General features: G+C 35.0%; 10 protein-coding genes. All 10 read left to right on the top strand.

All coding sequences use genetic code 11. From position 1 onward, the window contains the following. The first annotated feature begins 168 nt into the window (after positions 1 to 168). The 10 genes from AO58_RS0108030 to AO58_RS0107985 all read left to right on the top strand — a co-directional run bounded on the left by AO58_RS0108030 (position 169) and on the right by AO58_RS0107985 (position 16,427). Positions 169 to 2,328, top strand: a complete 2,160-nt coding sequence (locus AO58_RS0108030; RefSeq protein WP_024981218.1) for a nuclease-related domain-containing DEAD/DEAH box helicase — start codon at positions 169 to 171, stop codon at positions 2,326 to 2,328. 183 nt (positions 2,329 to 2,511) lie between these two features. Then, the gene (locus AO58_RS0108025) at positions 2,512 to 3,024 is read left to right on the top strand and encodes a hypothetical protein (protein ID WP_024981217.1); all 513 of its coding nucleotides are present in this window, start codon (positions 2,512 to 2,514) and stop codon (positions 3,022 to 3,024) included. Positions 3,025 to 3,242: 218 nt separating this feature from the next. Next, entirely contained in the window at positions 3,243 to 3,548 is a 306-nt protein-coding gene (locus AO58_RS0108020) for a helix-turn-helix domain-containing protein (RefSeq protein ID WP_024981216.1), read from the top strand. Between the two features lie 133 nt (positions 3,549 to 3,681). Next, positions 3,682 to 4,569: a CorA family divalent cation transporter gene (locus tag AO58_RS0108015; RefSeq protein ID WP_024981215.1), complete on the top strand. Its 888-nt coding sequence runs from the start codon at positions 3,682 to 3,684 to the stop codon at positions 4,567 to 4,569. A gap of 71 nt (positions 4,570 to 4,640) precedes the next feature. Next, a complete protein-coding gene (gene hemG, locus AO58_RS0108010) occupies positions 4,641 to 5,192 on the top strand; it encodes a menaquinone-dependent protoporphyrinogen IX dehydrogenase (RefSeq protein WP_024981214.1) in 552 nt (183 codons plus the stop codon). 436 nt (positions 5,193 to 5,628) lie between these two features. Further along, positions 5,629 to 7,731: a glycoside hydrolase family 97 protein gene (locus tag AO58_RS0108005; RefSeq protein WP_024981213.1), complete on the top strand. Its 2,103-nt coding sequence runs from the start codon at positions 5,629 to 5,631 to the stop codon at positions 7,729 to 7,731. Positions 7,732 to 8,078: 347 nt separating this feature from the next. Next, positions 8,079 to 9,089, top strand: coding sequence for a LacI family DNA-binding transcriptional regulator (locus AO58_RS0108000; protein ID WP_024981212.1), 1,011 nt, complete (start codon positions 8,079 to 8,081; stop codon positions 9,087 to 9,089). Positions 9,090 to 9,286: 197 nt separating this feature from the next. Further along, positions 9,287 to 12,379, top strand: a complete 3,093-nt coding sequence (locus AO58_RS0107995; RefSeq protein WP_024981211.1) for a SusC/RagA family TonB-linked outer membrane protein — start codon at positions 9,287 to 9,289, stop codon at positions 12,377 to 12,379. 17 nt (positions 12,380 to 12,396) lie between these two features. After that, positions 12,397 to 13,905: a SusD/RagB family nutrient-binding outer membrane lipoprotein gene (locus AO58_RS0107990; protein WP_024981210.1), complete on the top strand. Its 1,509-nt coding sequence runs from the start codon at positions 12,397 to 12,399 to the stop codon at positions 13,903 to 13,905. Positions 13,906 to 13,976: 71 nt separating this feature from the next. Next, on the top strand, positions 13,977 to 16,427 hold the full coding sequence (locus AO58_RS0107985) for a prolyl oligopeptidase family serine peptidase (RefSeq protein WP_024981209.1): 2,451 nt from the start codon (positions 13,977 to 13,979) through the stop codon (positions 16,425 to 16,427). Positions 16,428 to 16,469 lie beyond the last annotated feature (42 nt).

Below are 16,469 nucleotides of genomic sequence, written 5' to 3'. Positions count from 1 at the left end.
CGCTTAACACACGCTACAAGCAAGCTGGGCAATTGGTTTAATTTGAAAATAGTTTGTGTTTGATACATTTGTTTTTAACCGAAAGATTACGCATCTTTAATCCCAGCCTGCGTGTAGCGCGGGAACGTTGTGCGTCATACTAAAAGACACCGTAACCAATAAAGATAAATGGCGACATTAATACCTTCATACGAGAAAATACTTTCATTAAAGGTAAAACCTGAAGATGGAGAGTTGCATTTATTGAAATTTTTAGATTCAAACCTTGACGAATCATTTGAAGTTTACTTCAACCCATATATGAATGGAGACAGACCCGACATAGTAATTATGCGGAAAGGATTTGGAGTTATGGTTATTGAAGTTAAAGACTATAATTTAGATTTATACAAACTTGATGACAGAAAGAAATTTGTAATCAAGAGTAATAACGCAAAAACCTCTAAATCCCCAATTTCTCAAGTCTTAAAATACAAAGACAATCTTTATGAGCTTCACATTGACAAATTATTAGAGAAAAAAATTAAAGATATTAGAAACTTTAATATGGTAAACTCTGCTGTATATTTTCATAATGCAAATTCAGAGCAAATAGACGAATTATTAGTTTCCCCTTTTAAAGAAGATTTCAACTATCAAAAATTCTTAAAGTATAACATTGACCTGATAGGTCGAGATAATCTCAATGAATTAGATTTTAATAAAATTCTTAAAGACAGATATTTAAAGGCTGACAAACCATCTTTTCTTTTTACTGATGATATTTATGAAAGTTTTAAGAGATTTTTAAAACCACCAATCCATTTAAAAGAGCAAGGCAAAGAGATTATATATAGCCAAAAACAAATGGAAATTATTTACGAATCTAATAAAAAAGAACAACGTATAAAGGGAGTTGTAGGATCGGGTAAAACAACAATTTTAGCTGCTAGAGCAGTTCAAGCTCACAAACGAACAAATGGCAATGTTCTTATTTTAACCTACAATATTACATTAAGAAATTATATTAAAGATAAAATTAGTGATGTTCGAGAAGATTTTCCTTGGGAAAACTTCGTTATATCAAATTATCATTTATTCATTAATTCAGAACTAAACAACCTTGGTATTCCTGTAGAAGTACCAAAGGAATTTAATGAAATGAGTGATGATGAAAAAGATAATTTTTTTGAGAGCAAATTTTATTCAAATAAGGCTCTCTTTCTTGAAAGAAAAGAAGATATTAAAACATATGACGTTATTCTAATTGATGAAATTCAAGATTACAAAAGAGCTTGGATGGAAATAATAAAAGAGTGTTTTTTAAGTGAAAACGGAGAATACGTGCTATTTGGTGATGTTAAGCAAAACATTTACAATAATACGACAGATGGAAAAGATATTTCTACGAATGTTAGAGGTGTAACAGAACTAAAAAACTGTTTCCGTTCAGATTTCAAGATTAAAGACTTGGCAATAAATTACCAAAAAGACATTTTTAAAGACAAGTATGAAATTGATAATTTTAATGATAAAGCAACTAATTTAGAATTTGATTTTGGCAGAAATCAACAAGGTAGTCTAAACTACATTTATCTATCAAATACAGATAATGTAGCTAGTCTATATACAATAATTCACGAAAATGCGATAAATAAAGATGTTCCACCAAATGATATAACTATACTTGGACATTCCATTTCACTCCTTAAAAAATTTGATGCATACTATCGTTATTCGTCTAATGAAAAAACTAATACAATGTTTGAAACATTTGAAATGGTTTATAGAATGGGTCTAAACTACATTAAAACGAATAACTACCCTAGATGGCTTAAAGAAGGTATTATCTTAATTAAACGGCAAAATGATTTTAAGGCAGATAATGCATTTAATCAATTAAGTATATTATTTACAATTTACGACCTATACAAAGAGTACGGAGATAGATTTAAAGATAAACTTGACTTTTATTCTTTAAAATTTAAAACAACAACAAAAGATTATTTAGCATTTCGAGAAAAGTATGAATCTGAAATAAATGATTTTATAAAAGATTTTGGGCCAGAAAGACAGACCAGCAATCTGAATATGATTAGAAATAATAAAAAAATACACTTTCATATGAATAGTGGAACTGTAAAAATATCGACAGTGCACAGTTTTAAAGGATGGGAAAGTGAAACGCTTTTTCTAATTCTTGAAAAGAAGTTTACTAAAATGCAAATGACTTTTGACGAGATTCTTTATACAGGTATTACAAGAAGTAGAGCGAATTTGGTTTTAATAAATTTTGGAAATGAAGAATATGATAAAAAGCTTAGAACTCTAATAGACAAAGTGAAATAAAGTACCAACGCACAACAGCTAGTAAGCAATAGTCGGGAATTAGGCTTAATGGAAAAATGGTTTTGTATTTGGGAAATTAGTGATACTCCGAAAATAATTGCTTTATTTAGCCCGGCCATCGCCTACTGGCCATACGTTAATGGTAATAATAACGAATTTGCAAACTAAGACAATTAAAATATAATGAAATATTATACTTATTGGTCGCTATCTGACTTACCTTCAAACTCAATAAAATCCTTTGAGGTTTGTCTATGGATTGCGATAATTTGCCAAATACTTTGGGGAATTACAAAACGTTTCAAAAAACAAGACGAGAATTATGAAAAAACAATTTTGTTGTGGACAATGGGAATCGTTTTTTCATTCTCAACATCAATGTTTGTTTATTTGAAATTTTACACGAAAGATTTGACAGAGGAAAGAATTCAAAAAATGTTAACTTCAACTCAGGTTGGAATTGTAGAAGGTGAAATTTCAAATTTTAGTAGCGTAAGACCAGCATCACGAAAAGGTGTTGTGACAATTGAGCGTTTTAATGTTGATTCTGTATATTTTAGTTATGAAGACGCAATGCTTGGACGTTTCAATAGTTTCAGTAAAACTAGTAATGGAATATTTAAAAATGGTTTACCTGTTAGAATTACTTACGGAAAAGAAAAAAAAGAAATATTGAAAATTGAAATCGCAAAATAACTAGAATAATTACAGCATATAACAGCTTCAACGGATTTTAGTAATTGGATTAATGGGAAAATGGTTTTGAATTCGTAATATTTGCTGAATCCAAAAAGGTAATGCTGATTTAACCCTAAACTGTATATAGCTCATTTTACCACTAAATAAAAAAACACAAGCAAAAAGTTTCACTTTAGTGCAACTTAAGTAAATTTGTATTTTATGGATAAGCTAATATGAAAACGAAAAATAATAATCTTAAAACACTTGAACAGTTTAAAGATAAACATTACGGAAAAATTGGAACTCCAGAAAGAGACGAATTGGATGCTGGATATGAGAATTTTAAAATTGGTGCATTGATTTACGAAGCAAGGGTTCAAAAAGGTTTAACTCAGGAAGAACTTGCTGCAAAAGCTGGAACAACAAAGTCCTATATCTCTAAGATTGAAAATAATGTTAAAGAAGTTAGATTTTCAACACTACAAAAAATTGTTGAGTTGGGTTTAGGCGGGCATTTGGAATTATCAATTAAATTGTAGGGAGTAAAATAAAAACATTCATAACAGCTACAATGGATTTTAGTAATTGGATTAATGCAAAGTTTGTTTTGTATAGGAATAGCTAATACTTTAGCTTTTCAAATCCAATGTATTGCATTCACACCAAACTAAAATGACACCACCCACCCAAAAAAAAATACAATTCGAGAACTTTGTTTGGATAGACATTTGCCAACCTAGTCAAGAAAATCTAGACCAAATCGCCAAAGAATACCAGTTGGATTTTTTTCAAATTAAAGACAGTTTGGAGCGAGGCCACTTGCCTAAATTTGAAAAGCAGCCCAATTATAATTTTTTAATTCTTAGGGCTTTTACGCCGAGAATGGCCAGTAAAGCTACTACTATCAATGAATTGTCACATAAAATCGCCTTTTTTTACAACGGACACAAAATCATCACCATTCATCGCAGTCCGTTTGCATTTTTGGAAACCGTAAAAAAAGACCACAAATCACCCGAGGAAATTTTGATTTATTTGATCCATAAAATGGTAGAAACCTATCAAGTGCCTTTGAACGACTTAGACGAAAAAATCATTCAAATCGAAAAGACGATTTTCCTGCAAGACTATTCTAAAATCTCCTTGGAAGAACTGTATTTCTTGAAAGCACAAACACGGATTACCAAAAAGCTGTTGCAGATATTTCAAAATGTCATTCACCAACTCGAAGTGAGCGAGTCCTCCAAAACCGCTTTGCAAGACATCAAAGATAAGCTGCTGAGTTTGCTGCTCAATTATGACGAAGTACTCGAAAACGCCAACAATTTATTGAATACCTTTCTTTCGGTTAACGCGCAAAAAAGCAATGATGTGATGAAATTGTTGACCATCTTTTCGGCTTTCTTTTTGCCGCTAACGTTTATTGCAGGAATTTATGGAATGAATTTTGAGCATATGCCCGAACTAAAATGGCCGCTCGGCTATTTCATGACACTGGGCGTGATGGTCGTCATTGCTTTGGTCATCTATTTTTGGTTCAAGAGAAAACGGATTCTTTGAGGCATCATTCCGTTGCTAACTTTGAATTTTGAATCAAAACAAAATTAAAAACGGAGAACAACTATTAAATCATGATGATGGACGAAAAACATAAAAAAGCAACGCAAATCCTGATAATTTTCGCCTCGGTTGATGGCATGACACAACGAATTTGCGAATCGATAGCGCGTGTTCTTCAGCAAGACCAATCCAGTGTAACGTTGGTGTCTGTTGATGAATACGATGCTGAAATAGCGGATTTTGATAAAGTTTTGATTGCTTCGAGTATTCGGTACGGCAAGCATCATTCCAAAATAACCACTTTTATTCAGGACAATGCCACGCTTTTGAATGCTAAAAAATCGGCCTTTATTTCGGTGAATTTGGTCGCTCGTAAAATAGAAAAGCGCACGGCCGACACCAATCCGTACGTGATTAAATTTTTGAAAAATATTTCTTGGAAACCCGCACGAGTTGCTGTATTTGCTGGTAAATTAGATTATCCTCACTATGGTTTTTGGGATCGAATCATGATTCAATTGATCATGCGATTGACCAAAGGACCAACGGATCCGAAAACAGTCATAGAATATACCGATTGGGATCAAGTAGACGCTTTTGCGCGATCTTTTTCTGAATGGTAAGACCAATTTTGACCCTTTTTTAGTGCTATTTTTTTCTTTTTAAATGAGGGCGATTGTTGTTTTTTGCAAAGAAAAAAAAGCAGGAATAAGCTTTGGCCAAATCTACTGCTACAAGTTCAGTATTGAATAATTCTGCGATGGAGAAAGGGTAAATTGTTGAAGGAGACTTTTTTTAAACAACAAAAAACTTTCGAAGTGGAATTTCAAAACATACTTTCAAAAACGGAATGTCTTGTTGTTTTTAATAATTTAGTATTCAGTTGGTTATGTTTTCTATTATTTTTATTGTTAATTACTTCAAAATTTTACTAAAAAAAGCTTGAGTTTTAAAGTTTTGTTAAATAATAGAGCTTTGTTTACGAAATCGATAATTTTATGAAAAATCGGAATATTTCTTCTTTCCGTAATTTGTTTAATTTTTCTTCCCCAGTCGATTATGAAAAAAATAGTAGCACTAAGTCTGTTTTTAGTATTGTTTATGCCTTTGGGTTTTTCACAAGTTTTGCAATCTCCCAACAAGGATTTGGCACTTTCCTTTGCATTAGATGAAAAAGGCACTCCTGTTTATGATTTGTCCTATAAAAATAAAGCAGCGATCCAAAAAAGTAACATGGGTTTTGTGATTCAAAAAGACATTCTTTTTAATCAAAACTTCGAGATTCAAAAAGTATCCTTTACTACCGAGCATTCAAAATGGGAACCTGTTTTGGGCGAACAAAAGGAAATTACGAATCACTATAATGAAATGAAAGTGGAGTTGCTACAACCCAAAAGCAAAAGGTTGTTGACGATTTACTTTCGATTGTTTGACGATGGCTTAGGCTTTCGATACGAGTTTCCGGTGCAACCTAATTTGAGACATTTTATGATTCAGGAAGAAACGACCGAGTTCAATTTGGGGGGTAATCATAAGGCGTTTTGGATTCCTGGGGATTACGATACCAACGAGTACAAATACACCACTTCTTTAGTATCTGAAATTCCAGGATTGTATGAGGCTTCTTCAAAAGAATCTTTAGCGGCTCAATCCAGAATTAAAAATGTAGCTGTGCAAACGCCCTTGATGATGAAATCAAAAGACGGATTGTATATTAATATTCACGAAGCGGCTTTGGTGGATTTTCCCGCTATGGCTTTGAATGTTGAGGCTGCTAAATTTGGATTATCGTCACATTTAACGCCAGATGCTGTAGGCAATAAAGGCTATGTGCAAACGGGTAAAAAAACACCTTGGCGAACCATTATTGTTAGTGATGATGCCCGTCAGATATTGGCTTCCAAAATGATTTTGAATTTAAATGAGCCTTGTGCTTTGACAGACGTTTCGTGGATTAAACCCGTGAAATATGTTGGGGTTTGGTGGGAATATTTTACTGGAGGCGGTTCCACTTGGGCGTATAGCAATGACCAAGATGTAAAGATTGGAGAAACTGATTTTTCAAAACTAAAACCCAATACCACACATGGCGCTAACACTAAGCATGTGAAAGAATATATCGATTTTGCTTCAGAAAATGGTATCGACGCAGTATTGGTAGAAGGTTGGAACGAAGGCTGGGAAGACAACACCGCTTTCAAAAAAGAAAAAATCTATAGTTTCACGAAAGCATATCCTGATTTTGATGTGGTAGAACTTCAAAAGTATGCAAAGGCTAAAGGCGTGAAAATGATCATGCATCACGAAACCACTTCGTCTACCATTGATTATGAGCGTCAGTTGGCGGCTGCTTTTCAATTTATGAACGATCATGAGTATGATGCTGTAAAAACAGGTTATGTAGGGCCAATGATTCCAAGAGGCGAACATCATGATGGTCAAATGATGGTCAATCATTATTTACATGTTGCAAAAGAAGCCGCGAAGCATAAAATTATGGTCAATTCGCATGAAGCGGTGCGCCCAACAGGATTGCATCGTACGTATCCGAATTGGATTGCACAAGAGTCGGCTCGTGGTACCGAATTTGAATCCTTTGAAGGAAATAATCCCGATCATACCACTATTTTGCCATTTACCCGATTGATGGGAGGGCCGATGGATTACACACCAGGGATTTTTCAAGGTGATTTTTCGGTATACGGTAGCAAAAAAAATAAATTGAGTACAACTTTGGTCAAACAATTGGCTTTGTACGTAACGATGTATAGTCCGTTGCAAATGGCAGCCGATTTGCCTGAAAACTACAACCGATTTAAGGATGCTTTTCAATTTATTAAGGACGTAGCTTTAGATTGGGACAGTACCACTATATTAGAGGCTGAACCCGGAGATTATCTTACTATAGCTCGAAAAGCCAAAGGTAAGGACGAGTGGTTTGTAGGAGGTATCACGGATGAAAAGGCTCGTGAAGCGTTGATTGATTTCAGTTTTTTACCCAAGGGGAAAACCTTTACGGCTACCATTTATGCCGATGCTAAGAATGCCGATTATTTGAACAATCCGCAAGCCTATACCATTAAGAAGATTAAAGTAAAAAGCACTACTCAATTAAAACAACGTTTGGCCAAAAGTGGCGGCGTAGCTATTTCGATTCGATAATAGCTGAGACAAGTGGTTTGATAAAAGCGATAAAGTAGCAGTACTTTGTCGCTTTTTTTTATTGTTTCTTTTTAAGGACTCTTTTTCAAGGGGAAAGATCCGAATTATTATTTTTTTAAGATTCTTGTTAACTCATTATTGATATGTAAGCAAATCGATAAAAACGGGATTTATTTTTTTTATATGCTGTTAAAATCATTTATTTTATTTAACACAACTCCGTTGATTTATCCGAATAATGCAATTTTATGTAGAAATATTTAGGAAAATCTTTCCCTAAAACGTTTTTGTATTGAAAAATTAGTTGTATGTTTGTGTGGAGGTACTAAAAGAAGTATTTCACAATTATGAAAAAAACTACCATTAAAGATATAGCAAAAGAAGCAGGAGTCTCGGTTTCAACCGTGTCATTTGTGATGAATGGTAAGGGCAAAAAAATGGGGATAAGTGAGGCTGTTATTTTAAAAGTTCAAAAAGTAGTTTCGGAATTAGGGTATAAGCCCAATGTAAATGCGAGTAGTTTGCGAACTGGAAAAACGCAAAGTATTGTTTTTTTGGTAGAGGATATTTCGAATCCTTTTTTTTCCAGTTTTGCCCGTGTGATAGAAGAAGAAGCGAGTAAGTATGATTATCGTGTTTTTTATTTTAGTACGAATAACAATGATGAGTCCACAAAGGTATTGTTGAAAAGATTGGTACAAGAAAACGCCGATGGATTTGTGATTACGCCTACGGAAAATTTGCAAGACGAAATCGATATGCTACTTCATGATGAAAGGCCAGTAGTACTCATTGATCGTTTTTTTGAGGGACAAAATGTAAGCCATGTTATTATTGATAACTATGACGGTGCTTTTCAAGCTACGAAAGTTTTAATAGATAAAGGGTGTAAAAAAATTGCCTTAGTGACCACTTTGCATGGAATGGTTCAAATGGAGTTACGAAAATCAGGATATATTGATGCTTTGAAACAACATAGTGTTTTTGATCCGAATTTGATATTGATTACTGATTTTTTAGAAAAAGAAGAAGATAGGGTAAATGATATAGTGACGTTACTTCAAAAGGATAAAGAGATAGATGGTATTTTGTTTTTGTCTAACTATTTAGGGTTTGCTGGATTATTGGCCATGCGAAAATTAGGTTTGCAAATCCCCAAGGATGTTTCTGTTATTTGTTTTGATGATGTAGATAGCTTCAGAATTCATTCCCCAGCTATTTCAGTAGTAGCACAACCTATTGACGAAATGGGAAAAAAAGTGGTGGACTTGTTGATGGCTCAGATTAAAACACCAGAAAGTTATCAAGTTGAGAAACTATTTGTAAAAGGAAAATATATTGAGAGGGAATCGGTTTAAGGCTATAAGTAGCCCTTCTTTTTTTAAAAAAATGCAATTCAATTGCATTTTTTTAAAAAAAGTTTACTAAAACGTTTTAGCGAACTTTTTAAAGCCAAAAAAAACAAGTGTAACATAAAAAAAGAGATATGAAAAAATGAATTAAAAACAGAATCAATTTTTAAAATAAATCAAAACAAAAAACAAATAGTAATTTTATGAAACGAATAGGAATAGTTTTGTGTTTTATTTTGTTGGGTTGCTTTAATGCAATGGCCCAAAATAGAACGATAAGTGGAAAAGTGAAGGATCAACAAAACATGACCGTAATAGGTGCAAATGTGAAAGTAATTGGTCAATCATTGAGTACGGTAACTGATTTTGACGGGAATTTTTCTTTGTCAGTACCTGCCGAGAGTGTGAAACTTGAAGTGTCATCTGTAGGTTTAAACACCTTGGTGTACACTGTAGACCCATCTAAAAACAATGTTGTTATTGTTTTATCTGAAAGCGTAACTCAATTAAAAGATGTGGTAATTACTTCGATGGGAGTAAAAAAACAAAGAAAAAGTTTAGGATATGCTGTTGGTGAGATTAAAGGAGAAGATTTAACTAAGACTAAAGAGGTAAATCTAGGAAATGCATTGCAAGGTAGAATAGCGGGGGTAAATGTTTCTGCTCCGGTAAGTGGTCCTTCTGGATCGAGTCGTGTGGTGATTCGTGGGGCAACTTCTGCTTCTGGCTCTAACCAACCTTTGTATGTAATTGACGGAATTCCAGTAGATAATACGCAACAAGGTAACGCTGGACAATGGGGAGGAAATGACAAAGGAGATGGTATGTCTTCTTTTAATCCAGATGATATTGCTTCGATGTCTGTAATGAAAGGGAGTGCGGCTTCTGCTTTGTATGGATTTAGAGGATCTAACGGGGTAATTTTAATTACGACCAAAAAAGGAAAATCTGGTAAAGGAATTGGTGTTGATTTTAGTACCAATATTACCATGAGTAATGCTATGGATTTATTAGAATGGCAAGATAAGTACGGTGCAGGTCAACCTAATGCTTCTGGTGTTTACGAGCGTTTCCCTTCTACAGATCAAGTACAAAATAGTTTCTTTTTTGCTTGGGGAGACCGTTATGATGGTACAGCTGCTGCATCTATTGATGGACAAAGCAGACCGTATCAAGCGTATGGTAAAAATAATGTAAAAAATTTCTACAGAACAGGTTTCAATATGGCCAACACTTTGGCATTATCTGGTGGGAACGAAACCTCTAATTTTAGATTGTCTTTAGGAAATACTAAAAACGAATCTATTATGCCAAACAATGATTTTGGAAGAACGAATATTGCTTTTAATTACAATGCAAATCCTAACGAGAAAATCAATATTGAGACCAACGCACAATACATTATTGAGAAAACCAATAATAGACCTTATTTGAATGATGGTCCAAGAAATGCAGCTTTCCCAGTGGTATTCATGTCGCCTTCTACTGATATCAGATGGTTAAGCAATCCATTTGACGCTAAAGGTGGAGAATCGGATATGTTAGGATCTAATCTTTACATGACACAACCTTATTTTGCTACTGGTGTAGATTTGAATAATGATTTGAGAAAGCGTTTTGTAGGTTCGGCCAAAGTAAATTATAATATTACCGATAAATTATACGCAAAAGGGGTAATTGGTATTGATGATATCAATTACGAATACGAAGAAATTGAACCAACGGGTATTGCTTATAACCCAGGAGGATCTATTGAGAACAGAATTGAAAACCGTTCTGAGGTAAATGCTTCGGCTTATTTAGGATACAAAACCGATATTGGTAAAAACTTTTCACTAGATGCTTTTGTTGGAGGAAACATGCAATACAATAGATTTAGTGGGATCAAAATGAAAGGAAATAATTTCATCATACCATTTGAGTACTTTTATGGAAATACTACTCCAGAAAGAACTGAGAAATTGTTTTCTGAAAGTGCTGTAAATTCACTTTTTTACTCAGCTGATTTTGGGTATAAAGACTACTTATTCCTTGGTCTAACAGGACGTCAAGATTGGTTCTCTACCTTGGATCCTTCTAGCAATTCTATTTTTTACCCTTCAGTAAGTTCAAGTTTTATATATTCTGAAGTATTAAAATTACCAGAATGGATGTCTTATGGTAAAGTTAGAGTAGGTTGGGGTAACGTAGGTGGTGCCTTGCCAGATGCTTATGCTTTAAATTTAGCGTACTCTGCTCCTGATGGACAAACCATCATCAACGGGCAACCGGTACTTGGAATCAACAGTGAAAGTGTGCCTAATAGTAAATTGAAACCTTACAATGTAAGCACGATTGAATTTGGTTTCGAAAACACCTTTTTCAATAATATATTGAGTACCGATTTGACTTTTTATCGCAAAAAGACTACCAATGATATTGCCGATGTAGATATTTCATCAGCAACAGGATTCAAAAGAACCAAAATTAACGTAGGTGAAATTCTAAACAAAGGGGTTGAATTTGCCGTAAATACTAGAGCGATCAAAACCGATAATTTCTCTTGGAATATTGGTTACAACATTGGCTACAATGACAACCAAGTTTTAAGTTTATCCGAAGGAATTACTACTAAAACACTTGAAGGTGGTAGAGACGGTAGAGCTTCTGTAGTTTTAGAAGTTGGACAAGCCTTTGGAACGATCAAAGCGTATGATTACATGAGAGATGCCAATGGCGAAATAGTATTGCAAGCAGATGGTAGATTTGCAAGAGGTGAATTAATCAATTGTGGACCTGGAGTTGCACCAGTATCGATGGGTTTCACTAACGATTTTAAATACAAAAACTTTACCCTTTCTGTTTTGATTGATGCCAAATTTGGTGGACACATTTACTCAGCGACTAACCAATTGGGAACTCGTTATGGATTGACAGAAAAAACATTAGAAGGTCGTGAAACAGGTATTCAAGTTTCAGGAAAAGATATCAATGGAAACCCTGTAAATAAAACGGTTTCGGCATACAATTACTGGAGAAGTTACAGCGATGTGTCATCCAACTTTGTGTACGATGCTGATTTTATCAAATTAAGATCGATTTCTTTCAACTATAACATGCCACAACGTTACTTCAAAAACACAGGAATTCAAGCCTTGAGTTTGGGAGTATCTGGACACAACTTACTTACTTTATACAGCACGACTCCAAATATTGACCCAGAATCGAATTATTCTAACAGCAATGCGCAAGGTTTAGAAAGAGCCTCTATGCCATTGACAAGAAATTTTGGATTTAATTTGAATGTTAAGTTTTAATACAAAAAAAGAACAAGATGAAAAATAAATTAATACCCTATATCGGTGCGCTTTTGCTTGGTGTATTTAGTTTAAGCTCATGCGACAATGGGTTTGAAGACATGAATGAGAATCCTAATGCGGTACTTAAACCAGATCCAAAATCAATGTTCACCTTAGCCGAGGTATACATGAATGGTCAAGATTTCTCGCACACTAGAACGAATAATTTGTATACCAGCCAGTTTGTGCAATACTTTGCTTCACCAGGAAGTTCAGGCTCTATTTATGTTTGGAGTGGTTCTTTGAGTGGCGCAGTATTTGGGGAAACTTACGGGAAAGGTTTAAATCAAACCTTTCAATTACAATCCGTAATACCTCAAACAGACGACTACAACAACATGAATCAGGCGTGTCGCATCATGAAAGCCTATATGTTTCAACGATTGACCGATGCCTACGGAGAGATTCCTTACTTTGAAGCAGGTAAAGGATACAATGGACTTCTTTTTGCCCCAAAATATGATACTCAAAAGGTTATTTATGATGATTTATTGAAAGAGCTAGACCAAGCCAGCGATGCCTTGGACGCTAGTAAACCATTTGTTGGAAATGCCGATTTGTTTTACAAAGGCGATATCGCCAAATGGAAAAAATTCGCCAACTCTTTACTTTTAAGAGTAGCGATGCGTATCTCAAATGTAGATCCTGCTTTATCGAAACAATATGTGGAGAAAGCGGTAGCCAAAGGAGTTTTTACTTCTAATGCAGACAATGTGGTTTTACAACATGAGCTTAATCCTCAAGGGGTAAAAACCAATCCAATTACTTCTACTTGGGCGATCAAAGAAATAAATGGTGGAGATTGTAACATCAAATACAGTAAAACCTTTATCGATCAGTTAAAAAATAACAACGATCCAAGGTTACGAATCTTAGCTAAATTAGAAGGCTCAGGAGATAATACTCCAGCGAAGCAACAAGGTTTAGATAATGGTGCGTTAGAGTTTCCAAATGGAGGAAACAAGAAATTAATTTCAGATCCTAACACGTCTACCGTTTTACGTACTGATGCTCCAACGATCATCATGCACAACGCCGAAGTACAATTCTTATTAGCAGAAGCGGCTCAAAAAGGATGGAATGTGAATGGAACGACCAAAGCATTCTACGAAAATGGTGTGAAATCAGCCATGCAAATGTTAACGGTTTTCGGTAATAAAGTTCCTTCAGTGACCGATGCTGAATACGACACTTATATTGCAGCTCACCCTTTTGATGCTAATAAAGCTTTGGAACAAATTGGAACTCAAAAATGGATTTCGTTATTGTTTAATGGGTACGAAGCATTTGCAGAGTACAGAAGAACAGGTTTCCCTATTTTAACTCCTGTGAATCATCCAGGTAGTGAAACCAATGGAACTATTCCTAGAAGATTAATTTACGATCAATCAGAGTTGATTACTAATGCAGCCAATTACAGAGAAGCGATTAAACGTCAAGGACCAGATTTGTTAACGACAAAAATCTGGTGGGACAAAAAATAATTCAAAAAAAATAATAAGCTGGGTAATCTCTTTACCCAGCTTATATTTAATAACAGCATAAATTTAATACGATGAGAAAACTCTTTTTATTATTATTATCATTTCAAGTAACGACAATGGTAGCCCAAACTACCGTCAAAGGAAATGTAGTAGAATATTTTGGTAAAGAAAAAATAGAAACCACCGCAGAAGGAAAGGTTTTACATCAATTCACCAATGGTTTTTTTCTTATCGATCCTATTCCAGCAGGAACCCTTTTTAACGGGCAAGATATTGTCGCTTGGAACTATGCCAATACGGCAACTTTACAATCAAAAGTTAACAAAGAATGGACGCCAGTAAGCGCAGATTCAGCAGGCGTTTTTAAAAGTACTGATGCTTCAAAAGGCTTTTTGTTTACACAATTTAATGCCGCAAATGAGCAAATCGTACTTTTAGAAACTACCGGAGGCACACGAACCTATGTAAACGGTTTTCCACATGAAGGTGATACTTATGATTATGGTTACGCTTTGGCTCCCATAGTTTTGAAAAAAGGACATAATGAATTTATTTTTACTGCTGGTCGCTACGGAAGAGTGGCCACAAAATTGGTAATTCCATCCAAAAATATTCTGTTTACCTCACGCGATATGACTTTACCTGATGTCATTATTGGTGAAACAAATGCCAAATGGGGCGCTATCCGAATCATTAATGCTACTAATAAAGCTGTAAAAGGACTAACCATCACTACCGAGTTGGCCACTGGAGAAAAAACAGTGTACCAAACCGATGCCATCATGCCATTGCATGTGCGTAAAGCTAAATTCTTAATTCCAGCCACAACTTCTAATGTTGTCGGCCCTATAAAAGCAGTGGTAACCCTCTCAGATAGCAAAGGAAAAGTACTCGATACTATGTCTTTTGAATTGCAAGTACGAAAAGCAACCGTTCACCACGAAAGAACTTTTTTGAGTAAAGTAGACAAAAGTGTGCAATACTACAGTTTGGCTCCAGCCCTAAATCCTGGACCGCAAGCCTTGGTTTTATCGGTGCATGGCGCCTCAGTTGAAGCCAGAAATCAAACAAGAGCGTACAAACAAAAAGATTGGACGCACATTGTAGCACCAACCAATCGTCGTCCTTTTGGATACAATTGGGAAGAATGGGGACGCATCGATGCGCTTGAAGTTTTAGCCGAAGCTAAGAAAATATTGCAACCCATTCCGGCATTAACCTATTTAACCGGACATTCTATGGGCGGACACGGCTCTTGGTTTTTAGGAACGAATTACCCAGATAAATTTGCTGCGGTGGCGCCCTGTGCTTCTTATCCAGATATCATGACCTATCGTTCTGAAAAAACCGATTTGAATAATGCTGATACTGATGCTTTTTCGTTCATAAAAAGAGCAGCCAATGCCGGAAGAGTCAAAAGCATGATTCACAATTTAAAACAATCTGGAGTGTATGTGTTGCATGGTGACGCTGATAGTACTGTTCCGGTACATCATGCGCGTACTATGCGCAATGTTTTGAGTGATTTTCATCCGAATTTCTGTTATTATGAATACCCAAAAGGGGAACATTGGTACGGAGACGAATCGGTAGATTGGCATCCGATCTTCGAATTTTTCAAACGTCAATCCATTCCAGAGAATAATCAAGTAACCGATATTGATTTTACAACAGCTTCTCCAGTAGTTTCTGCCAAGGATTATTGGATTAAAATTGAACAACAAGAACAACCTTTTGAGTTCTCGAATGTAAAAGCCAATTGGGAAAAGCATTTTATTACCATAACCACTCAAAACGTGGCGATGTTGGAATTGGATTTACCTTCTTTAAAAATAAAAGGAACGGTGGTGCTAAAAATTAATGACCAACAAGTGACTACTGTTACAGACAAAAAAGTACTTATCGCGGTTCAAAAAGGAAAAGTACAGTTGGTCAATCAATTGAATACCAAACAAAAATATGCCGAACGTCAAGGCGGATTCAAATATGCTTTTGATAATAATGTGGTATTGGTCTATGCTACAGGCGGGACAAAAGCTGAAAAAGAATGGTATGAAAACCGCGCTCGTGTAGATGCCGAAACGTTTTATTACAGAGGCAATGCCAGTATTGATGTTGTGGCGGATACCGATTTTAATCTAAAAGCCTACAAAGACCGAAATGTCGTGCTTTATGGTAATGCTACTACTAACAAAGCTTGGAATGTATTGCTGAAAAATGCGCCAATTCAAGTGAAAAATAATCAAATTTCGGTTGGAAATAAAACTCTTAAAGGGAATGATTTGGCCACTTACTTTGTGTATCCTCGAAAAGATAGTCCAACGGCATTAGTTGGAGTAGTGGCAGGTACTGGTGAAAAAGGAATGAAAGCGACAGCATTGAATAGTTATATTTCTGGAATTACAGGATTTCCTGATGTCATGATATTTACTGCCGATATGCTCAAAAACGGTTTGTCTGATATGAAAGTGACTGGTTTTTTTGATAACGATTGGTCGGTACAATCTTTGAAATTTTATTAACTAACTTTAGGATTCATTAGCCATGCAATAGTATTGGGTAAT

The organism is Flavobacterium succinicans LMG 10402 (assembly GCF_000611675.1).
In the GTDB taxonomy this organism is placed as follows: Bacteria; Bacteroidota; Bacteroidia; order Flavobacteriales; family Flavobacteriaceae; genus Flavobacterium; species Flavobacterium succinicans.
The sequence above is the reverse complement of the archived record's forward strand: the minus strand, read 5'-3'. Positions and strand labels throughout refer to the sequence as shown.